Origin of the sequence: Cypionkella sp. (genome assembly GCF_030652235.1) — a bacterium.
Taxonomy (GTDB): domain Bacteria; phylum Pseudomonadota; class Alphaproteobacteria; order Rhodobacterales; family Rhodobacteraceae; genus Cypionkella.
This window is the reverse complement of sequence record NZ_JAUSBA010000051.1, coordinates 136433-157283: the sequence shown is the minus strand read 5'-3', so window position 1 is coordinate 157283 and position 20851 is coordinate 136433. Positions and strand designations below refer to the sequence as shown.

The window sequence follows — 20851 nt, the reverse complement described above, 5'->3', positions numbered from 1 at the left end:
GTTGGGCGCGCAGTAGATGCCGGCACAGCCGCAGGGCAGCAGTTTGTTGGCGTCGGTATGCGGGGCGGAATCGGTGCCGAGAAAGAAGCGTGGGTCGCCGGAGATCGCGGCCTGGACCAAGGCGATGCGGTGCGATTCGCGTTTGGCGACGGGCAGGCAGTAGAAATGCGGCCTGATGCCACCGGCGAGGATATGGTTGCGGTTGATGATCAGGTGATGCGTGGTGATGGTGGCGGCCAGATCATCGCCGCCTGCGCGGGCGTAAGCCACGCCTTCTTCGGTTGTGATATGCTCCATCACCACGCGCAAGCCGGGGATTCGGCGGCGCAACGGGTCTAGGATGGTGTCGATGAACACTGCCTCCCGGTCGAAGATATCGACGGAGGGGTCCGTGACTTCGCCGTGCAGGCACAAAGGCAGGCCGATCTCGGCCATTTTCTCCAACACGCCTTGGACTTTCGCGAAATCCGCCACGCCGGAATGTGAGTTGGTAGTGGCACCTGCGGGATAGAGTTTCACCGCTTTCACCAGACCTGAGGCAGCAGCAGCGGCCACATCAGCGGGGTCGGTGGCTTCGGTGAGGTACAGAGTCATCAGGGGTTGAAACCCTGATCCTATCGGAAGCGACGCCATTATCCGGTCGCGGTAGGCCTTTGCCTGCGCAGCCGTCACGACCGGTGGCACCAGATTGGGCATGATCAGCGCGCGGGCGAAATGCCGGGCGGTTTCGGGCAGAACGCCTTTCAGCATTGCGCCATCGCGCAGATGCAGGTGCCAGTCATCGGGGCGGCGGAGGGTGAGACTTTGTATCATGCGAACCAGATAGCTCAGCCGCTGGCGATTCTCTAGGGGGTGCGCTGCTTGAGGGGGAGTGGCGCAAGGTTGCGACACTTGGTTATGCAGATTCGGGGTCATGGTGTTTGCACAAGGAGGCGCGCCGCGAAAGCTCTTGCTGCGGCGCAGCATAGGGTTACATAGTTCACATGAATTGTTCAGGATAGCGCTATGAAGCTGATGTCTCCGTTTGATTTCCTGGCCCCGGCGCTTGAGGCGGGCCAGATTATGGTGGAATCGCAGATGGTGATTGGGATGCGACTGGCAGGCATGGCGGGGCTGTGGCCGATGGCGAAATCTGAGACTGACCGGATGCTGGCGGAAAAGCTGTCGGCGGGGATGGATTCGGCACATGCCGCGTTGCGCAGCGGCATGGAGGGCGGTAACATTTCCGAGATGGCGATGGCGGCGATGCAGCCGGTGCGGGCAAAAACCCGCGCCAATGCCAAGCGGTTGCAGCGCAAGGTGACGGGTGGCTGAGGCTAGCCCGCGAATGGGGGCATGTCGATGCGGTTGACTTGGTTGGGATGTGTGGCGGCGCTGGCGGCGGCTCCGGCACTGGCGCAGGATGTTGATTGCGCCAATGCCGAGGTGCAGGTCGAGATGACCTATTGCGCCGAGCAAGATTGGTTGACTGCTGATGCCGATTTAAATCCAGCTTACGCTGTGGCGCGTAAACTGATGCAGGGAATTGACGCTGATTTGGAAGCCTCACAGCGCGGGGCGGCGGATTATTTGCGCGATGGCCAGCGGGCTTGGGTCACGTTCCGCGATGCCACTTGTGCGGCTGAGGGCTACACTATGCATGGCGGCTCGGCTGAGCCAATGGTGATCTATGGCTGCCGCGCGCGTCTAACGAAACAGCGCACCGCTGATCTTGAGGCGATGTCTGAGGAATACTGAGTTGAAGCGGAAGGACTTCTGCGGCGCACAGCCCCCTAGCGCCGCCGTATTTGGCTTACGCCTCTGCCCCCGCCATCCGCCCCGTCAATTTCGCCAACCGCCGCGCGAAGCTGGGCGCGCGCAAGCGGTGGGTGACCGAGCGGCAAATCATGATCGCCAGTTTGGTACGCCCGGTGTTTTCGGTTTTTGCAAGCAGGGCACGCAGATAGGGCGAGTAGTGCCGCCGCGCCCGCCACAGCACCGCGAAGCTGTGCAGGCTAAGGGTGCCTGCCATAGCTTGATCAATCAGGGCGGGTAGAATGCCGCTGCCGATCAAGGCAGGTTCCAGCGTATCGCCCATGTGACGCGCCGACAGCCGGGTGATATACGGCGCGCGGAATAAGCTGGCGTGCATTGCCTCGGCGGCGATGGTGGGGTCGTGGATCACCACGGCAATCCCGGCACCTTCCAGCATGTCGGGCGCATAGCCGTAACGTGAGGTGAAATCGAGCCTTCGGGCGGCAAGATCGCGCCTGTCCCACCGGCTTTGCGCCGGTTCCAACGTGGCACGCGGGTTCACTGCCAGCACTTGTGCGCCGGGGGCCGTCACCGCAAAAGCGCAAGCGGCATAGCCCGCCATGCCCGCGCCGTAGAACAGCACCTGATCGAAATCCTCAAAAAACGCATCATCGACCTGTCGGTCAAAGAAGCCATAGACCGCCGGATCGCGAAACCAAGTGTCGCCATCGGCGATGATCGTCAGCACCGACCAGCCATGCGCGCGAGCCAGAGCGTCGGCCAAGGGCATTTGACCGGGGCGGGCCAATACGGCATCAATCGTCTCAAAGGTGACCAACAAAGTGGTGCCTTCATCGGCGAAATAGGCCCAATGCGCATCGCCCACACTGTGGAAATACCCAGAATCCTCGCTTACCCTTTCCATCTGCTGCTCCCACGCGTCGCGGTCGGGCAGGGTGTCGGTGGGCTGTGGCAACTCGGCGATTTCGGCACAATCGGTCATTTTACATCCAGTCGAACGCTTTACAGGGGGCACTGTGGGGTTGAACTATAATCTGCCCTCTGTGCCGTTACGGCAAGCGCAGAACAGGCCAAACTAGCATGGGCTTTGTCAACACTGGGTTAAGACTGTTTCAAGCTGGCGTGCGTCATGGGTCCTTGCGCGTGCCGCAGTACATGACGCGCTCGCTCTGGTTGTAAAACCTGCGACGGCGGCGTCATCAGCAAGCGGCCAAACAAAGCGCGCCACGGCTCTTGCTGCATCAGAGTCTCAAAGCGCGCCTGTCGCCATGCCACGGCTTGGTGGTGCAGTGGGCCAAGGATGGGGTCGGAGATCAGCTCGGCGTGGAGGGGGGCGGAGGTCAGGTTCAGGATCGAGCGGTCTTCCACCGTGCTGAAATTGCGCTCGACCCAATAGCTCATATCAAACCCCGAAGCGTCGCGGTTGGCGCGGCCCCGGTCTGCCTTGATCAGATAGTTCTGCATCGACCCCAATGCGTAATGATTCATCTGCACCAGTTGGTAGTTGTCGCGGCTGTAGTCCGAAAAAATCCGCGCTTGGGGAAAGTCTGCGGGCAGTGCGCGGCCCGAGCCATCAAACCAGCGGGCCTGAGCCGCGCGCGCCGGGTCACGGCTGCGCGGGCGGTGCACGCCAAGTTTGCGGTAGCTGCCGTCATTGCGGAACAGGGTTTTGAACAACTGCGCCCGCCACGGCCATGCAAAGCTTGCAGGGGCGGCGTGGGTGAAGGTTTTGGTCACTGGCTGATCGGTGATCTCGATCACCCCCGCATTGCCAAACATCCGCCATGTTAGTGCGATGGCGGTGGCCTCGGGCAGGGCGTTCAGCAGCGCCGACAGGCTGCGATCGCCGATGTGGATATTCACAAACTCGTCGATGTCGCAAAACAGCAGCCAATCGGCCTTTGTAATAAGAGGGTGTTTGTCCGCCGCCTTCAGCATTGCCCACTGCGGGCCTTCCGTGTGCGGGCCGTCATTGCGGATATGGGTGAGCCAACCCATGGCTGAGAGGCGGTCGAGCATGACATCGGTGCCATCGGCGCAATCATTGGAATAGACGAGGAAATCCGTAAAGCCACAGGCACGGTGATGCGCCAGCCATTCAAGCAGGAACGCGCCTTCGTTTTTCACTCCAAGCAGGGCGGTGGCGCGCATTCTGATCCTTTGGGGCAGCGGGGAGGCAGGTGTCTCCGGCGGGGATATTTGAGCGCAGAGGATGACCAAAGGAAAGGGGCAACTTGACGCGTAGGCGTGGCGGCGGCAAACATGCGCAAGTTTGGGGGGATTTCGATGCTGTCGCAGTTGCGGATATTAGAGCCTCATCCGGGGATAATGGCGTTTTATGATGGCCGGGTGGCGGGGCATCGCTTTGCCGATGGGCCGAATTGGGTCGATGATGGCGCATTGTCGCTGGGCATCGCGTCTTATGCGCTGATCGCGGGGGCGCAGGCGATTGTCTATGATACGCATGTATCGGTGCCGCATGGCCGGTTTATTCGGCAGACCTTGGCTGCGCGCGGGGTGACCGATATTCGGGTGATACTGTCGCATTGGCATCTGGATCATGTCGCAGGGACCGAAGCCTTCGCCGGCTGCCAGGTGATCGCCAACGCCCGTACTCTGGCGCATCTGACCCAGCGGCAGGCGGCGATTGAGGCGGGCACCGATCATGGCCTGCCCGCAATTAATCCGCTGATCCTGCCGGATCTGGTGTTTGAGCGGCATATGACGCTTGATCTGGGCGGCGAACGGGTGGAGTTGATCGAGGCAAACATCCACTCGGATGATGCAACGGTGCTGTGGTTGCCAGAGCGGCGGATATTGTTGGCGGGCGATACGGTCGAGGATTGTGTGACCTATGTTGGCGCGCCGGAGGATTTTGACATCCATCTCGCCGATCTGGCTCGGTTGCAGGCGTTGGGTGCAGAACGGGTGCTGCCCAATCACGGCGCGGCGGAAGTGATTGCGGCAGGGGGGTATCGGCCGGGGTTGCTGGCGGCCACGGCGGATTACATCCGTTGTCTGCAGAAAGATGATCCGCGCCCGATGGCGGAGATCATCGCGCCTTGGCTGAAAGACGGCACTTTGCGGTACTTTGAACCCTATGAGGCGGTGCATAGCCAAAATCGCGCTCGGGTGAAAGCGATATCGCAAAGTTGAACTTGGGAACCAGTGCCGCCATGCGGTGTTGTCAAGAGTAAGGCCGACCACACCGTGCTAAGCGAGGCAGGTGCGGGCAGCCGGCACAGGAGAGCGATCTGGGAGGACTGCTAGCTGATATCACCGCAAAACCAAGCCAGTTTGGCCTGCAGTTTAGCCGCTGTTATCGCATATCACCGCCCATCCTGTGCTTTGATGCCATAGCGGCGACCCGGTTCGGAATCAGTTTTGACCCTTGGCCGCCACGCGATTTTGAAAGGACGACCGATGAGAAGAATGCTTGGAACCACCACGGCGCTGTCGATGGCGATGTTCAACGTACAGCCTTGGCCCTTGATGGCGCAAACGCTGACCGACAGCGGCGCTGTGGTCGCAGTGGATGGCACGGTGTTGTGCGAACCGACCGCAGATGCAGCTTGCGACCCGGCGGCTTTTGTTGATCAGGCCAATGCGATCGCGGCGCAGATTGCGGAAGACGCAGCGCAGGCAGAAGCCGCCGCTCAGGCTGAGGCCGATGCTGCCGCCGCCGCTCAAGCTGAGGCTGATGCCGCCGCTGCTGTTCAGGCTGAGACTGATGCTGCCGCAGCCGCTCAGGCTGAAGCCGATGCTGCCGCTGCTGCACAGGCTGAGGCCGATGCCGCCGCTGCCGCTCGGGCTGAAGCCGATGCCGCCGCTGCTGCACAGGCTGAGACTGATGCCGCTGCACAGGCTGAGGCCGATGCCAAAGCCGCCGCTGATGCAGAAGCGGCAACCGAAGTAGCGCCTGTTGAAGACATTGCACCGGTCGAAGAGGCAACTCCGCCGGTTGAGGAAGTCGCTCCGGTTGATGAAGCCACTGATGCGGTACCAATGGAGTCAAATACAAAAGCGGCTCCTGCTGACGAAGTTGCTCCTACAGAGGAAGCGGCCCCCATTGATGAAGGCACTGAAGCCGCTCCAGCTGAAGAAATTGTTCCGGCTGATGAAGGCACTCAAGCCGCTCCGGCCGATGAAACGGCCCCGGCTGACCAAGCCACAGAGGCTGCTCCGGCAGAGGGTACGGCAACCGAAGCCACTGCCGCAACCGATGAACCCGCCGTGCTTCCTGCCACGGTGACCGATCCGGCAACCGGGGAAACCCTTGTGGTTGATCCAGCCACGGGCGCGGCTGTGACCGAAGAAGAAGCCACAGCCCAAGCCGCCGCGCAGGAGAAATCCCTCGCCGAAGCGCAAAAAGAAATCGCGGTTGAGGCGGATGGCCGCGTGGTTGATCCCTCGGCAGGCCTGAAAACCTCGCCACCGGTGATGAACCCTGACACCCCGCCAGTTGACGTGCCAGTTGCGTCTGAAGCAGAGGTTGAAACCCTGACCAACCTCTTGGCGCAGCCAGAAGGCGTTGATCCGGCCACGTTGGGGGCCGCTGCGGCTTTAGCAACGGCTACCCCGGCTGCGGAGGGTGAGAAGCCCTCCGATCAAGCTCCTTCAGCAGATGCAGTCGCGACAGTGACCGAAATGTTGACGAATGACAGCGTGCGGTCTTCGACGCAGGAATTCGCGGCGGCCCCGGTGATGTTGGGCAGCGACAATAAGAAAAAGAGCGGCCTGTCGGATTTGGAGAAAGTCGGGCTGGTGGCGCTGGGCGCTTTGGTGGTCGGTGCGATCATTAAGGACAATAACAAGGATCGCCGGGGTCGCGAAGGCGCGCAAGTGGTCTCGAACACCGGTGACCGCGTTGTCGTGCTGAAACCCGATGGCACATATCAGGTTTACAAAGACGACGATGCGGTGCTGCGTCAGCCGGGCTCGAACGTGCGGACCGAGACGTACAGCGATGGCTCAACCCGCTCGATCGTCGAGCGTGCTGATGGCACCCAGATCGTCACGATCCGCGATGCCACGGGGCGTGTACTGCGCCGCTCGCAATATGACGAGCGCGGTCGCGAATTGGTGCTGATCGACGATCTTGAGCCGGAACAGGTGGTGATCGTGCGCGATCTGCCGAAACCACGGCCCAACCGGGTGGTTATCTCGACTTCTGACAACGACTATGCGCTGAAAGCGGCGCTGGCGGCGAAGGATATCGAGAAAATCGGTCGCACCTTCAGCCTGCGCCAGATCCGCGAGATCCCGCAGGTGCGTTGGCTGGCGGCAACGATTGATGTCGATAACGTCAACTTCGAGTCGGGATCTTCGGCGATAACGGCGGATGAGGCCTCGGATCTGGCCGATCTGGGCAGCTTGATGCAGGAAATGCTGGATGCAAATCCTGGCGAGATTTTCCTGATCGAAGGTCACACCGATGCGACAGGCAAGGCTGCGATGAACCTTGCCTTGTCGGATCGTCGTGCGGAATCGGTGGCACTGGCTTTAAGCGAGTATTTCGAGATCCCGCCGGAAAACATGGTCATTCAGGGCTATGGCGAGACGGAGTTGCGCGTCGACACGCAAAGCGATGAAAAGCGCAACCGGCGCGTAGCGGTGCGGATAATCACGCCGTTGCTGAACGTCGGCAAGTAAGCTTTTAGCATAATGCGGAAGGCCCCGGGGGAAACCTCGGGGCCTTTTGCGTTTTGGCGGTGGCGGGTGGTTTGGCTTTGCGGCAAGTTGGCGGAAAAGGAGCCGCAGCATGCGCCATGATCTGATCCCCGAAGCGGCGCTTGGTTGGGCGCGTGGGGGCAAAGCTGCCGCCTTGGCGACGGTGGTGGAAACCTGGGGCTCGGCGCCGCGCCGGACGGGCAGCCAGATGGCGGTGTCAGCGTTGGGTGAGATGGTGGGCTCGGTCTCTGGCGGTTGTGTCGAGGGCTCGGTTGTGCTGGAAGCGATGGAGGCGATTGCCACCGGGGTGCCGCGACTGCTGAGCTATGGCGTAGCGGATGAGACGGCATTCTCGGCGGGGTTGGCCTGTGGTGGGACGATCCGGGTGTTGGTGGAGCCTGTGGCACCGATGTTGGGGCTGCTGGAGGATCTGGTGGTGGCACGGGCGGCACGGCGGGCGGTGGGCTATGTGGTGGATCTGGGGGATTGGAGCCGCAGGCTGGTTGAACTGGGGCAGGATGCTGCGGTGGATCTGCGCTTGCGGGCCGACAAGGCGGGGGTGGAAGAGGGGCGGTTCATTCTGCCGTGCAACCCGCCCTTGCGGCTGGTCGTGGTGGGGGCGGTGCATGTAGCCCAGCCTTTGGTCGCGATGGCGCGGCTGGCGGGGTACGATCCGATCTTGGTGGACCCTCGGCAAAGTTTTGCCACGGCAGCGCGGTTTCCCGGCGAGGTGATCTTGGAGCAATGGCCGGATGCAGCGCTGCGGGGGTTGGGGCTGGACGGGCGCACAGCGGTGGTGACGCTGACCCATGATCCGAAGCTGGACGATCCGGCGATTGAGGTGGCGTTGCGGTCTGGGTGTTTTTATCTGGGGTGTTTGGGGTCGAGAAAGACCCATGCTGCGCGGGTGGGGCGGTTGATTGCGGCTGGGTTTTCGGAGGCCGAGATCGGGCGGATACGTGCCCCGGTGGGGCTGGCGATTGGGGCGCAGGGGCCGGGGGAGATTGCGGTGTCTATTCTGGCTGAGATGACGGCGGTTTTGCGGGGGGGCTAGAGTGGTCCCAACTCGGGACCTTTTTTGTTTGTTTTATATCAATGCCTTGAGTCTATTGATTTAAGGATTTGTTAAGCTTTGCGCAAGATCGAGTGCGGTTTCGCTTTGGATCCAGACGGTGTCGAACATTGGGACCGTGACGTGATCTGGGCTCGACAGCATGTAGATTTTGGTGCAGCCGAGGACCAAGCAATCTGCACTCTTGGTTATCAGCCCATTGGTGTAGGGCAGATTATCTTTGGCGCAAGAGACTTTCGCGCCGGATTTCTCCAGCGCAATGGCGGCTTCAGTGTCGGCGTTGAGGGTGGCGCTGGCGGCGGTGATTTGCGCATATCAGTGAATTTCACCATGCGCACCGCACCCGAGTTCTCACCGGGCGGCATCAGGACGGCTTCAGGGTCTGGCAGCAAGACGCCTTTAAAAAAAACCCAGAACGCAGACGTGTTTGAAGCCCCAGAGCGTCGCGTCATTACCGCGATAAAAGCAATAGCAGGGCCCGGGACGGCGATCAAACGGGATACGGTGAGGGAAAATTCAGTCATCTGTCTGCTCCTTGGTGAGTAGGTCATCGGGTTTTTCCAGCCGCAGCGCCCAGATCAAGCGTAGAGCGGCGAACCACGGGTCGATCAGGGCCAGCGGTTGCATCTGCACCTCGATCAGATGTTCGCGCCACAGGGTGCGGCGGGAAACGAGACCAGCTTGGTCCAGCACTTTGATATGTTTGGAGACGGCGTTGAGGCTGATGTCAAAACGCGCAGTAATTTTGGTGACACGGGTGGGGCCGGATTGGGCCAGCAGGGTGGGGATGCCGCGACAGATCGGATCGCTTGCGGCTTTGAGGATTTCGGTCAGGCGGTCTGGTGAGGGGGTTTGCTGTTCAACCATATGGATGAATGACAACGCGCCAAACTATAATTCGACTAAAAAGTGGAATGATGGAATTTGGGCATGAAAAAGGGAGCCAGTGGCCCCCAATTCCGCATATCTTTTGGGACGCCTTACTTCGGCGTCACCATCATCACCATTTGGCGGCCTTCAAGGCGCGGCATTGATTCGATTTTGCCAGCTTCGCCGACATCGGCTGCGACTCGGTTCAGCAGTTCCAAACCAAGCTGTTGGTGTGCCATTTCACGACCGCGAAAGCGCAGGGTGACTTTCACCTTGTCGCCTTCTTCAAGGAATTTCAGCACCGAGCGCATCTTCACATCATAATCATGCGTGTCGGTGCCGGGGCGGAACTTGATCTCTTTGATCTCGATAATGTGCTGTTTCTTGCGGGCTTCGGCCTCACGCTTTTGCTGTTCATACTTGAACTTGCCGAAATCCATGATTTTACACACCGGAGGCTCGGCATTCGGCGAGATTTCCACCAGATCGAGCCCGGCTTCCTCGGCCATCTGCATCGCGCGTGCGGGGGTGACGACGCCGACATTTTCCCCATCTGCGCCAATCAGGCGAATCTCGGGCGACCGGATGCGATCGTTGATGCGCGGGCCGGTTTCGCGTTGCGGCGGGGCATTGTGAGGTCTGCGGGCTATGGTGGTGGTCCTTCGAATGGTTATTAGCTGGCGCAAGATAGTCTTGGTCGGCGCCAGCTTCAACCTTAAAAGCCGGATGATTTGCGCTTGGTTTTGCCGCGTGGGGGTGGGGATGCTGCGTAGGTCTTTTCTTTTGCTGGCGATTCTGTCATAGGCTTCGCTCAACCGAAGGGTACTCGGTATTGGGAGAATGAACATGAACAAGAACGTCCTTATCGGCATCGTGCTGATCGCTTTGGCGGGTGCTGGCTATTACCAGTTCAGCATGAAGCCGGCGCAGGAAGCGGCAGCGACGGCTGCGGCTGATGCCAAAGCGGCTGAAGAAGCGGCTGCGAAGGCAGCTGAAGAAGCGGCTGCGGCGGCCAAAAAGGTTGCTGATGACGCGGCTGCGGCTGCTGCGGCGGCACCTGCGCCAGCAGCAACCGAAACCGCTCCAGCGACCACGGAAACCGCACCGGCGGCAACCGATGCAATGGCAGCTCTTGACCCGGCAAACTTTGACGCAGCGAAGGTCAACGCGATGATCGACGCGTCCGCTTTGGACGCTGCGCTGAAAACCACGCTGAAGGCTGGCGTTGACGCTGCTGCTGTTGATCCGACCAAAGTGGTTGAGGCTTTGGCTGCTGTGAAAACCGCAATGGGCATGTAATTTTGCCTGAGGGCAAAGTTGGGGCCGCGCCGGGGAAACCTGGCGCGGCCTTTTTCATTGCAAGCGGTGCTCGGTGTCTATCAGTTTCAGATTGGGCCACTGCCACAGCACCAGATTGCGCGCATCGGGCGGGCCGCCTGTGGCGAAAGACGGCGCGATCAGGCCTTGGTAGCCGGCCGCGATCAGGGTTTCGGTGATATCTTGCGCGGTGGAGCGGCCGTGCGCCAGCATCTGCAAGCGCCAGTCATCGGCTGCAAGGTCGGCGGCGGGGATGCCATGGGCGGCGAGATGCGCCGGGTTCAGGCTGTCGAAAATGTGGGCAAGATCAGCGTCGTAGCTGACCAAAGTGACCGGCTCGAACGGGCGGCCGATCTGGTTGGCCTCGGCCACAGCGCCCATCACGCTCATCGCGGTATAAAGGGCGGCGCGACCCTTGGCGTTGAAGCGGCCGCCGTGACGTTTGGCACCTTCACCCGACAAGGGATCGCGCGCCCAGATCGGGTTCAGGGCGCGGTAGAGCGGGCCTTGGTAGCTGGTGGCGGGATCAGGCAAAGCCGCCCGCATCCACCGCGTCGATATACTCCATCACCTCTGCCGCCTTACCGTCTTGCAGCAACCGCGCCGAGGTCAAGCCGCCAAAGCCGGGCAGGGGTTCGGAACGGAACCAGGCATAGGCAACCAACCCCGAGCCAAAACGCGGCGTCAGGCGGTTGATAATTTCCACCATCTCACGCAAACGGGTTTGGGTTTTGGCGGACGCGAGGCGATCCTTGCGGGCAATCGCGTCGCGGCCAAGGCCAGCGGTGCGGGCAATTTCATCTTGGGTGGTCAGCCATTCCTCGGCCAAGAGCCGGGGCTGGAACAGGGATTTGTCGGCAAAAGCGAGGATGTTCATAGTGCCTCCATGCGGATTGACCAATATATAGGTCAATCGGCGTGGAAAGTCAAAGGGCGTCGGCGCTTGGCTTTCAGACTGGCTTAAATATTCCCGCCGGAGGCATCCTTGGCTGGCCTAAGGAGCCTCCGGCGGGAGTATTTGGACCAATGCGAAACGGCCTGAGGTCAGATGCCGTCGCCGACGAAGGCTTTTTCGACCACGAACTGTTTGGGGTCAGAGTTGGCACCCTCGTGTAGACCAAAGCCTTCAAGGATGGCTTTGACATCGACGTTAAATGCAAGGCTACCGCAGACCATGGCGCGGTCTTCTTCGGGGTTCATGTGCGGCAGGCCGAGGTCGGCGAAGACTTTGCCAGAGGCGAGGTTATCGGTGACGCGGCCCATGTGGTGGAACGGCTCGCGGGTGGTGGTGGGGTAGTAGCGCAGTTTGTCGCCAACGAGTTCGCCGATCAGCGGGTCATCTGACAGGCTTTGGACCAGCGATTGACCGTAGGCCAACTCAGCGACCTCGCGGCAGGTGTGCATCATGATGACTTGGTCGTATTTTTCATAAGTTTCCGGCTCGCGCAGCAGGCTGGCGAAGGGGGCAAAGCCGGTGCCGGTCGAAAGCAGCCACAGCCGTTTGCCGGGCAGCAGCGCGTCATGCACGAGGGTGCCGACGGGTTTCGGGCGCAGGATGATTTCATCACCGACTTGGATATGTTGGAGTTTGGAGGTCAGCGGGCCGTCTGGAACCTTGATCGAGTAGAATTCCAACTCCTCATCCCAAGCAGGCGAGGCAATGGAATAGGCGCGCAGCAGCGGTTTGCCGGTATCCCCCATCAAGCCGATCATCACGAATTCACCCGAGCGGAAGCGCAGGGTTTTCGGGCGGCTGACGCGGAAGGAAAACAGACGGTCCGTCCAATGCTTTACCGATGTGACGGTTTGCGCATCGGGCAGGTGGGGTTTGGCGGTGGCGACAGTCGACAGAATGGGTGCTTCGGCAGAGGAGGACATACGGGGCTCTCGGTTATTTCATTCGTAAAGATGCAAGTTTTCAGGCTTGCGTAAACAAAAACTTAAAAGGGGGCGGTTCAGGCGCGCAGACGGGATTGATAGTCATGCGCTTTCCAGTTGGCGCGGGACTTCCACTGCGCTTCGGGTTGGCGGGCGGCCATCTCATCGGGGATTTCGACATCGTCAAAGCCGGTGCGGCGTGCCATCGGGTACTGATCGGCGATCACCGGACCCATGGCGCGCAGATGGCCCTTGTAGCCAAGCGCGCGCAGACGGTGGCCGATGGTGAAGGCGCGGCCATCTGAGAACGCCGGGAAGGCGATGCGGATCAGGGTGAGATCGGCGAGGTAGGGCAGCAAAGCCTCGGGCGCGTCGGTATGCAACAGGTCAACCGCGCCTTGGTGATTGGCGATCTCTGCCAAGGCGACGGCGTTAACCTGCGGGGCGGGCGCAAAACCCTGATCGGTGACGAGGACGCTCATGCGGCGGTATCCTTTCTGATCGGCACGGCTTTGCCATTGATAAAATGGATGCCACATTCGGTTTTGTTCTGCCCGCGCCAGCGGCCCGAGCGGGGGTCTTCGCCGGCAGCGACTTTGCTGGTGCAAGGGGTGCACCCGATGGAAGGGTAACCTTGGGCGACCAGCGGGTGGCGCGGCAGGCGGTTGTTGACGATGTAGTCTTCCAGATCGTCGCGGCCCCAATGGGCGAGGGGGTTGACCTTGATGCGGGTGTCGCCCTCGGCCTCAAAGAACTCTACCGCTTGCCGGGTCGCGCCTTGGAAGCGTTTGCGTCCGGTGATCCACCCGTCAAATGGTGCCAAAGCGCGTTCCAAGGGTTCAACCTTGCGCACGGCGCAGCAGGCATCGGTGTTGAACTGATGCAGGGTGTTGTCGGGGTCTTCAAAGTTCAGCCGCGCCGGATTGGCGCGGATGGTGCGCACGTCGCAAAGGTTAAGTTTTTCCGCCAACTCTCGCTGATAATCAAGGGTTTCCTGAAACAACATGCGGGTGTCGATGAACAGCACCGGGGTTTCCGGGGCGATTACCGAAACCAGATGCAACAGCACCACCGATTCTGCGCCGAATGACGAGACGAGGGCGACTTGGCCCAGATCATCATCCTTCAGCGCATGTTGCAGCACCGAAGTCGCGGCATGATGCTTGTAGCGCGCGTTTAAGACCGCGACGCGCTCGGCGACCGAGCCTGCGGGGAAATCACGCGGCATCACGGCCGCCTTCGGCACCGTAAAGCGCGGATTTGAACGGGGCAAAGCCTGCGCGACGGTAGGTTTGCAGGAAGGTTTCCGACGCATCTTCGCGGATTTCCAGATAGGCGCGGATGATGCGTTCGATGGCGGGAACGATCTCGTCATAGGCGAAGCCGGGACCGGTTTTCTCACCGATGCTGGCGGTCTCAGAGCCGTCACCGCCCAGTGTGATCTGGTAGTTTTCGACGCCTGCGCGGTCGAGGCCGAGAATGCCGATATGGCCGACATGGTGGTGCCCGCAGGCGTTGATGCAGCCGGAGATTTTGATTTTCAGCGGGCCTACGTCGTGTTCCAGCTTCAGTTCTTCAAACCGCAGCGCGATTTCTTGCGCGACAGGGATCGAGCGGGCTGTGGCCAGCGCGCAATAATCCATACCGGGGCAGGCGATGATATCGCTGAGCAGGCCGACATTGGCGGTGCCCAAACCCGCGTGGACGAGGGCGGCGTGAACCGCCGGCAGGTCGGATTTATGCACATGCGGCAGGATGACGTTCTGCTCGTGGCTGATGCGCAGGTCATTGTGGCTGTATTGTTCCGCCAGATCGGCCATCACGCGCATTTGGGCAGAGGTTGCGTCGCCGGGGGTTTCGCCGTGGGCTTTCACCGAAATGGTGACGATGGCATACTCGTCATTTCGGTGCGTTGCGAGATTGGTATCGACCCACGCGCGGAAGACCGGATCGGCTTTGTAGAAGGCATCGTAGCCATCGGTTGGCGCGTTGCGGAAAGCCGGGGGCGCGAAGGCGGCGCGGATGTCATCCAGCAGGGCTTGGTCTGCACCGCCAAATTGCAAGCGGGTTTCCAGGAAGCGTTCTTCGATCATGCGAGAAATCTCTTCCCGGCCCGTCTCATGCACGGTGATCTTGATGCGGGCTTTGTATTTGTTATCGCGGCGACCCAGCACGTTGTAGACCGACAGCACCGCCTCGACATAGGGCAGAAGGTCGGCCACGGGCAGGAAATCGCGCACGGTGAAGGCGATCATCGGGGTACGACCCAGGCCACCGCCGACCATGACTTCAAAGCCGGGCTCTCCGGCGGCGTTGCGCACCATGCGCAGGCCGATGTCGTGGGCTTTGGTGACGGCGCGGTCGTTCGGGCTGCCGGTGATGGCGATCTTGAACTTGCGCGGCAGGAATTGAAATTCTGGGTGGTCGGTGGACCACTGGCGCAGCAATTCGGCATAGGGGCGGGGGTCTGCGATCTCATCCGCTGCGGCACCGGCGAAATGGTCGGCGGTGACGTTGCGCACGCAGTTGCCAGAGGTTTGGATGGCGTGCATTTCAACATCGGCGAGGGCCGACAGGATCGCAGGCACGTCGGGCAGTTTCGGCCAGTTGAACTGGATGTTCTGCCTTGTGGTGAAATGGCCGTAGCCCTTATCCCACGTATCGGCAATCAGCGCGAGTTGGCGCATTTGGGTCGGGTTCAGGGTGCCATAGGGGATGGCGACGCGCAGCATATAGGCGTGCAGTTGCAGATAGAGGCCGTTCATCAGGCGCAGCGGGCGGAATTCATCCTCGGTCAGGCTGCCATCCAGACGGCGGCTGACCTGATCGGAGAATTGCGCGACGCGGGCGCGCACGAAGGATTCGTCGAAATCAGAGTAGTTATACATGGTTCAGATCCACTTGCTTGCCGTGGGCGTAATTGGAGGGGCCACGGGTGCGGAAGGCCTCGCGGAAATGCACAGGCTCGGGGCCGTTTGGGCCAGCTTTGGCATCTGCGAGGTACGCGCCGACGATCACATTGCGTTGGGCAGCCCCAAACAGCAGGCGAATTTGCGCATGGGCTTCGTCTTCGATCAACTCGGCCTCGTGGTGCAGACGGCTCCAGCGGTCATCGGCGGTGAGGTAGACCACATCGCCCATCCGCAGATCATTGGCGGTGACGACTTTTGGGATAAACTGGCGGCTCATGCTTGTGTCCCTTTGGGAGTGGTCGGTGTGACGGTGTCTGTCGCCGCGAGGCGGTAGTGGATCGCGCGTCGTCCTGCAAGAGCAGTTGGGCAGGGTGTGCGTGATCGCGTTGTTTTACCCATCCAATATAGGATATTTTCCCCTGTTATCGCCAGTCCCCCTTGCGGATAAGGAAGAATGTTCCGATACTATGCCGGAATGGAATGAATTTCCGCAAAATAAGGTGTCTGGCGAATGGCGGCCCAGTTGGATGAGTTGGATCGGAAAATTCTTGCAGAGTTGCAAGAGGATGCCGAGCAATCTTTGGATGAAATCGCCCGCAAAGTGGGGTCTTCTAAAACCCCGGTGTGGAACCGGATCCGGCGGATGCGCGAGCAGGGGGTGATCCTGAAGCAAACAGCTTTGCTGGATGCCGAAAGCTTGGGGTTGGAGGCGTGTTTCTTCGTGCTGATCCGCACGTCAGAGCATGAATCCGACTGGCAGCGCAAGTTCTTGCAGGTGTTGCGCAGCCGCCCCGAGGTGCTGGAGGCGCATCGTTTGGCGGGCGATATCGATTATATCTTGAAGGTGCGGGTGAAGAACGCGCGAGCCTATGACACGTTTTATCAGGCGCTGATTTCGGAAGTGAAGATTTATAACGTGACGGCGTTGCTCAGCATGGAAGAAATCAAGGCGACCACGGTTCTGCCGCTGTAGCAAAGGCAACATTCAGCCGAAGCATGTTCAAGAGGCAGGCTTTCGATAGCTTTTGAACACGCGCTTATCGCCGCTAAAAGTGACCCGTTGTCACATAGCGGGGGGCAAGAACCTGATGCACCAGTTGATGCGCCTCGATCTGGCGCGCATATTGGACCTTGCCTACCCATTGCCCCATATAGGCTTTACGAATTCGGTTGAGCCGCGTCAGTCTCGCGCGAAGACTTTGCGGTTCAGGCCGGAAGCCGTGCATTTCCGGCAGGCGCGCCACCTCTTGCAGCCACAGATTGCCGAAGGGGCAATTGCCGTTCCAAGGTTTGGGCCGCGTGATGTAATGGATGACGCGGATGGCCTGCGGATCAGACAGCGGCGACTGCCAGATCCGGTCCAGGGCATAAAGATTGAAACCCGCATCCAGATACTGCACCCGACCGCGCGCGATATGGTTCAGCGCTGATTCGTCTTGTGACAGGTAGCGGCAATCTGTGGCACTCAACGCGGTGATGCATTGCTCTGCCAGATGTTCGCTGCGCCACAGATCCAGATTGAGCACCAGAAAGCCTGCGTTGAAGTAATGCTCGACTGACAGATCAATCGCTGCTGCAAAGCTGCGCGTCGGCGTGGGGCAGCGGACTGCGGCCAGCACTTTTCCCGTCAGATCGCAGTTCCACGCTTGATCCAACGCACCGGTTACCAGCATGTCACAATCCATGTAAATCACCCGCTCTGCGGCGGGCAACATGGCGGGAATGAACAGTCGTGCATAGGTGGTGCGCGTCAGATGCGGACGGCTGATTGGCAGGCCGCGCAGGCTTTGCGCAGAAATCTCGATACACTCGATTTGCAGACCCAGCCGTTGGCGCAACTGTTGCAGCTTGGCATGACTTGCGGGCGACCACTCTGTGGTCAGCACTGTAAAACGCGCCTGCGGATTGTGACGTGCCACCGACGCGATCAGAACCATCACGCCCACAACGTAGTTTTCATCCGAAGCGGTGACGATATGCACGGCGCGCCCTTCCAGTTTCACGGCACTAGGCTGCCGGAGCGCGGCATGGTTGGCGGCCCCGCGCAACGTTGTGACGGCAACAGGGCATCATCACCCTTGCCGCATCTTCGCAGGGGCAGATTGCAGTAAAATGGCAGGTTGCTTACAAATTTGTAACGCCAGTGGATTTTGAAAGATCGGGGCGGGGCCTAACGCCCGTATAAGCCTGTCTGCTGCTGGCTTTTGTTGCGCAGGCTTTGTCAGGCGGCATGCACCATCAGCTTGGTCAGCCCGTGGAAGTGATACACATCGCCGTAAACCGGGGCTTCTGTCAGCCGCAATTTCGGCAGGCGTTGGAACAGGATCGGCAGGGCGGCTTGCAACTCAAGCCGGGCGAGGGGAGCCCCGACGCAGAAATGCAGGCCTGCACCGAAGCTGACATGTGGTTTGCTTGGGCGACCCGGTTGGAACTGATCAGGATTTTCCCAGAGGCCGGGGTCGCGGTTGGCAGAGGCGAGCAACAGGGCGACTTGATCGCCGCGATGGAAGGTATGGCCCATCACGTCAATGTCCTCGTAGGCCCAGCGGGTGAACATATGCAGGGCGGGATCGAAGCGCAGGATTTCCTCGATGCAGGTATCTGCGGTGTCGGGGGTGACGGTGCTGTTGGTTTCCAGCAGGGTTTTCACGCCATTGCCGATGGTGTGAACAGTGGCCTCATGGCCTGCGTTCAGCAAAAGGATGCAGGTGGTGATCAGCTCATCTGTGGTCAGTTTCTCACCGGCTTCCTCGGCGGCGATCAGGCTGGTGATCAGATCGTCGCGCGGGTCTTGGCGGCGGGCCTCGACATAGCCACGCATGAAGGCGACGAAAGATTCGGTCGCCGCAATCGCACGGTCTTCGCGGGCACGGCGTGCGCTAGGATCGGCGGGGCCTGCCATGTACATGCCGACCATCGCGTTTGACCATTTCAGCAGGTCATCGGACATGGATTCGGGCACACCCAGCAGGCGGGCGATAATGATCACCGGCAGTTTTTGGCCGAACTGCGCCAGCAGATCGAATGGGCCTGCGGGGAAGGCGTCGATCAACTGGTGGGTCAGGACCTCGATCTCGGGCTGCAAGGCGGCGATGCGGCGCGAGGTGAAGGCGCGCAGCACCAGACCGCGCAAGCGGGTGTGACGAGGCGGTTCTAACTCCAGCATCGAATGGGCTTCAACCGCGTAGAACGGTTTCAGGTGGGCGGGGATTTTGGGGGCCAATTCGGCGGGGGCCTCACGGCCAAAGCGGCGGTCGCGGAAGATCGCGCTTACGGCGGCGGCATTGCCGGTGCAGGCCATATTATACTCGGCCCAGTGGAAGAACGGGCCAAGGCTGCGGGCGGTCTCGTAGAACGGATACGGGTTTTGCACGAAAGCGGGGTCAAGCGGCGATTGCTTCAGGGTCTTCAAGCGCGTTTCCCCAATGGAATGATGCCTTGGGCAATCAGCACGCCGACGGCGACCAGGCAAGCGGCAGCAGCCTGACCCCAATCCCAGCGCCCGCCCAAAAGGAACAGGATGATCATGACGTAGAACGGCGCTGCGTTGATATGCAGGCCCGACAGGCCGATGCCGAGTTTCTCCACCGACATGATCCACATCAGTTGGCTGATCCCAAGGGACCCGACCGAAAAGGCCAGCAGCGCCAGCGTCTCTTTCCAGCCCCAAGCGCTGAAATCGGGCGGCGGGGCGCCAAAGGCGATGCCCAAAGCAGCGACAGTGGACACTGCGATCGCAGCACCGGAAATCGTCAGCGCGGTGCGGCCGATGGGCGACAGGCCGGGAAAGGCGGTGACGGTCAGGCGGGAGCCCAAGGTGAAAGACAGCACCGAGCAGAAGCACAATAACGCGCCAAACCCCATCGACATGCCACCCGCTTTGAAATCCAGCGCCATCATCCCCCCGGCCAGCGACAGCAACAGACCAAGCACCAGCGCGACGCTCAGCTTGCGGCCGTCCAGTACAACCTCCAGCGCGATGCCAACCATCGGCAGGGTGGTCGAGATCATCGCCGCTGTGACCGCACCACTGCGGGCTTGGCCCTGGATCAGAAACCATGCGCCAAGCCCGATCAGGCTGCCAACGGCGATGCCTTTCAGCCAGTTGGCGCGGCGGAATGCCCCCGGCCCCTCGATCAGCGCCCAGACCGGCAACAGCGCGAGGGCAGCGAGGGCCATCCGCAACGCGCTTAACTGATCAGCAGGCAGCAGCGGGATGATAAAATCGGCGGCAGGCAGGCCTGCGGCCCAGATCAGCATCGAGGCCATGCAGATCAGGTTTGCTCCCAGCAGGCTGGGAACAGGGGTGGCGGGGGTATTGGCTTGTGCGCTCATAATATGGGTCTAACAGGGCGCGCCCGTCCGGGCTGATCCGTCCGCGACGCGTGCAGGTCAGGCTGCGGCGAGGGCGGCGACAATCGCGCCAAAATCGGCAGCTTTCAGGCTGGCACCGCCGACCAAAGCGCCATCGACATCCGGCACAGCGAAGATTTCGGCTGCGTTTGAAGGCTTGACCGAACCGCCATAAAGCACGCGGGTTTTCGCGGCCTCGGCGCCAATATGCGCGGTGAGGCGGACGCGCAGGAAGGCGTGAACTTCGGCGATTTGCGCCAAAGTGGGGGTGCGCCCGGTGCCGATCGCCCAAACGGGCTCATAGGCCAGCACCAGATTGGCCGCGGTGGCGGTTGTAGGCACAGAACCATCCAGTTGCGCGCCGATCACCGCGAGTGTGTCGCCCGCATCCCGTTGCGCTTCGGTCTCGCCCAGACACACCACGGCGATCAGGCCTGCGGCGATGGCGGCCTCAGTTTTGGCCAACACCAAAGCATCGCTTTCGCCATGATCGGCGCGGCGCTCAGAATGGCCCAAGATCACATGGCTTGCGCCCACATCCACCAGCATCGCGGCGGAAACATCACCGGTATGCGCACCCGAGACTTTGGGATGGCAATCCTGCCCGCCGACATGCAGCGCCGAACCTGCGGCCATAGCGGCCATCTGGGCCAGCAGTGTGTTAGGTGGACAAAGCAACATCTCGCAGTCTGGTGCGGGATAGGCCGACAGCAGTGCTGCAACTTCGGCCAAAGCCGCCCGGTTGCCGTTCATTTTCCAATTGCCTGCGGCCAACTTCTTCATCGCATCCCCCCAATGTTCGCCAAAGGGTTACCCAAGCGCAGCGCCAAGGGAAAGCCCTTGCATTTGCTCTTTTGAAAATACTCAATCTGATCGCAACCCAGCGGCCAAAGCCCCGCATCAAATCCGGTCCGAACGCTGTATCCCGCGCCCACCGCGCGCAAGCGCTTAAGGATCTTGCGGCGTAAGCCGCGCGATCAGATCACCGGGATCAGGGGGAGCGCCGGCATCAGAACAACCGCGC

The 20851-nt window shown here is 60.8% G+C and carries 24 protein-coding genes; 8 read left to right on the top strand and 16 right to left on the bottom strand.

Annotated elements, in window-relative coordinates; translation table 11 throughout:
* Window positions 1-813: dihydroorotase (gene pyrC, locus Q7V03_RS18645; protein ID WP_304927096.1), on the bottom strand; the 813-nt coding region annotated here is incomplete at its 3' end.
* Window positions 814-1005: 192 nt separating this feature from the next.
* Between pyrC and Q7V03_RS18640 the strand changes: the two genes are divergently transcribed.
* Together Q7V03_RS18640 and Q7V03_RS18635 are read left to right on the top strand one after the other, a co-directional pair.
* The gene (locus Q7V03_RS18640) at window positions 1006-1314 is read left to right on the top strand and encodes a hypothetical protein (protein ID WP_304927095.1); all 309 of its coding nucleotides are present in this window, start codon (window positions 1006-1008) and stop codon (window positions 1312-1314) included.
* Window positions 1315-1341: 27 nt separating this feature from the next.
* On the top strand, window positions 1342-1737 hold the full coding sequence (locus tag Q7V03_RS18635) for a lysozyme inhibitor LprI family protein (RefSeq protein WP_304927094.1): 396 nt from the start codon (window positions 1342-1344) through the stop codon (window positions 1735-1737).
* Window positions 1738-1792: 55 nt separating this feature from the next.
* Here Q7V03_RS18635 and Q7V03_RS18630 read toward each other — a convergent pair whose 3' ends face one another.
* Window positions 1793-2737: a phosphoadenosine phosphosulfate reductase gene (locus Q7V03_RS18630; RefSeq protein ID WP_304927093.1), complete on the bottom strand. Its 945-nt coding sequence runs from the start codon at window positions 2735-2737 to the stop codon at window positions 1793-1795.
* Between the two features lie 119 nt (window positions 2738-2856).
* Window positions 2857-3906 carry a glycosyltransferase family 2 protein gene (locus Q7V03_RS18625; RefSeq protein ID WP_304927092.1) on the bottom strand — a complete coding sequence of 350 codons (1050 nt, stop codon included), beginning with the start codon at window positions 3904-3906 and terminating at the stop codon, window positions 2857-2859.
* Between the two features lie 111 nt (window positions 3907-4017).
* Between Q7V03_RS18625 and Q7V03_RS18620 the strand changes: the two genes are divergently transcribed.
* From Q7V03_RS18620 to Q7V03_RS18605, 4 genes are all read left to right on the top strand, one after another.
* The gene (locus Q7V03_RS18620; RefSeq protein ID WP_304927091.1) at window positions 4018-4911 is read left to right on the top strand and encodes an MBL fold metallo-hydrolase; all 894 of its coding nucleotides are present in this window, start codon (window positions 4018-4020) and stop codon (window positions 4909-4911) included.
* Window positions 4912-5178: 267 nt separating this feature from the next.
* Window positions 5179-7407, top strand: a complete 2229-nt coding sequence (locus Q7V03_RS18615) for an OmpA family protein (protein WP_304927090.1) — start codon at window positions 5179-5181, stop codon at window positions 7405-7407.
* 109 nt (window positions 7408-7516) lie between these two features.
* Entirely contained in the window at window positions 7517-8479 is a 963-nt protein-coding gene (locus tag Q7V03_RS18610; protein ID WP_304927089.1) for an XdhC family protein, read from the top strand.
* A 78-nt stretch (window positions 8480-8557) separates the two neighbouring features.
* Window positions 8558-9043, top strand: a complete 486-nt coding sequence (locus tag Q7V03_RS18605; RefSeq protein WP_304927088.1) for a hypothetical protein — start codon at window positions 8558-8560, stop codon at window positions 9041-9043.
* Here the strand turns inward: Q7V03_RS18605 and Q7V03_RS18600 are convergent.
* Together Q7V03_RS18600 and infC are read right to left on the bottom strand one after the other, a co-directional pair.
* Window positions 9014-9379 (bottom strand): helix-turn-helix transcriptional regulator, encoded by a 366-nt coding sequence (locus tag Q7V03_RS18600; protein WP_304927087.1) that lies wholly within the window; start codon window positions 9377-9379, stop codon window positions 9014-9016. The genes Q7V03_RS18605 and Q7V03_RS18600 overlap by 30 nt on opposite strands.
* Before the next feature lie 98 nt (window positions 9380-9477).
* Window positions 9478-10017 carry a translation initiation factor IF-3 gene (gene infC, locus Q7V03_RS18595; protein ID WP_370651170.1) on the bottom strand — a complete coding sequence of 180 codons (540 nt, stop codon included), beginning with the start codon at window positions 10015-10017 and terminating at the stop codon, window positions 9478-9480.
* Window positions 10018-10213: 196 nt separating this feature from the next.
* Here infC and Q7V03_RS18590 point away from each other — a divergent pair, with 196 nt between their 5' ends.
* Entirely contained in the window at window positions 10214-10666 is a 453-nt protein-coding gene (locus Q7V03_RS18590; protein WP_304927085.1) for a hypothetical protein, read from the top strand.
* A 54-nt stretch (window positions 10667-10720) separates the two neighbouring features.
* Here the strand turns inward: Q7V03_RS18590 and Q7V03_RS18585 are convergent, their stop codons facing one another.
* The 7 genes from Q7V03_RS18585 to Q7V03_RS18555 form a co-directional block, all read right to left on the bottom strand.
* Entirely contained in the window at window positions 10721-11218 is a 498-nt protein-coding gene (locus tag Q7V03_RS18585) for an RES family NAD+ phosphorylase (RefSeq protein WP_304927084.1), read from the bottom strand.
* Entirely contained in the window at window positions 11211-11561 is a 351-nt protein-coding gene (locus Q7V03_RS18580) for an antitoxin Xre/MbcA/ParS toxin-binding domain-containing protein (RefSeq protein ID WP_304927083.1), read from the bottom strand. Before Q7V03_RS18580 ends, Q7V03_RS18585 begins: the two co-directional genes overlap by 8 nt.
* A gap of 167 nt (window positions 11562-11728) precedes the next feature.
* Window positions 11729-12562: a ferredoxin--NADP reductase gene (locus Q7V03_RS18575; protein ID WP_304927082.1), complete on the bottom strand. Its 834-nt coding sequence runs from the start codon at window positions 12560-12562 to the stop codon at window positions 11729-11731.
* Window positions 12563-12639: 77 nt separating this feature from the next.
* Entirely contained in the window at window positions 12640-13044 is a 405-nt protein-coding gene (locus Q7V03_RS18570) for a DUF934 domain-containing protein (protein ID WP_304927081.1), read from the bottom strand.
* Window positions 13041-13790 (bottom strand): phosphoadenylyl-sulfate reductase, encoded by a 750-nt coding sequence (locus Q7V03_RS18565; RefSeq protein ID WP_304927080.1) that lies wholly within the window; start codon window positions 13788-13790, stop codon window positions 13041-13043. The genes Q7V03_RS18570 and Q7V03_RS18565 overlap by 4 nt, the downstream gene beginning before the upstream one ends.
* A complete protein-coding gene (locus tag Q7V03_RS18560) occupies window positions 13780-15450 on the bottom strand; it encodes a nitrite/sulfite reductase (protein WP_304927079.1) in 1671 nt (556 codons plus the stop codon). Before Q7V03_RS18560 ends, Q7V03_RS18565 begins: the two co-directional genes overlap by 11 nt.
* On the bottom strand, window positions 15443-15751 hold the full coding sequence (locus Q7V03_RS18555; RefSeq protein WP_304927078.1) for a DUF2849 domain-containing protein: 309 nt from the start codon (window positions 15749-15751) through the stop codon (window positions 15443-15445). The genes Q7V03_RS18560 and Q7V03_RS18555 overlap by 8 nt, the downstream gene beginning before the upstream one ends.
* 234 nt (window positions 15752-15985) lie before the next feature.
* Between Q7V03_RS18555 and Q7V03_RS18550 the strand changes: the two genes are divergently transcribed.
* Entirely contained in the window at window positions 15986-16447 is a 462-nt protein-coding gene (locus tag Q7V03_RS18550) for an Lrp/AsnC family transcriptional regulator (RefSeq protein WP_304927077.1), read from the top strand.
* Between the two features lie 73 nt (window positions 16448-16520).
* On the opposite strand, the gene Q7V03_RS18545 is transcribed toward Q7V03_RS18550, so the two are convergent.
* From Q7V03_RS18545 to tpiA, 4 genes are all read right to left on the bottom strand, one after another.
* Entirely contained in the window at window positions 16521-17477 is a 957-nt protein-coding gene (locus tag Q7V03_RS18545) for a glycosyltransferase family 8 protein (protein WP_304927076.1), read from the bottom strand.
* Window positions 17478-17695: 218 nt separating this feature from the next.
* Window positions 17696-18886: a cytochrome P450 gene (locus Q7V03_RS18540; protein WP_304927075.1), complete on the bottom strand. Its 1191-nt coding sequence runs from the start codon at window positions 18884-18886 to the stop codon at window positions 17696-17698.
* Window positions 18883-19809: a DMT family transporter gene (locus Q7V03_RS18535; protein ID WP_304927074.1), complete on the bottom strand. Its 927-nt coding sequence runs from the start codon at window positions 19807-19809 to the stop codon at window positions 18883-18885. Before Q7V03_RS18535 ends, Q7V03_RS18540 begins: the two co-directional genes overlap by 4 nt.
* A gap of 57 nt (window positions 19810-19866) precedes the next feature.
* The gene (tpiA, locus tag Q7V03_RS18530) at window positions 19867-20610 is read right to left on the bottom strand and encodes a triose-phosphate isomerase (protein WP_304927073.1); all 744 of its coding nucleotides are present in this window, start codon (window positions 20608-20610) and stop codon (window positions 19867-19869) included.
* Window positions 20611-20851: the final 241 nt, after the last annotated feature.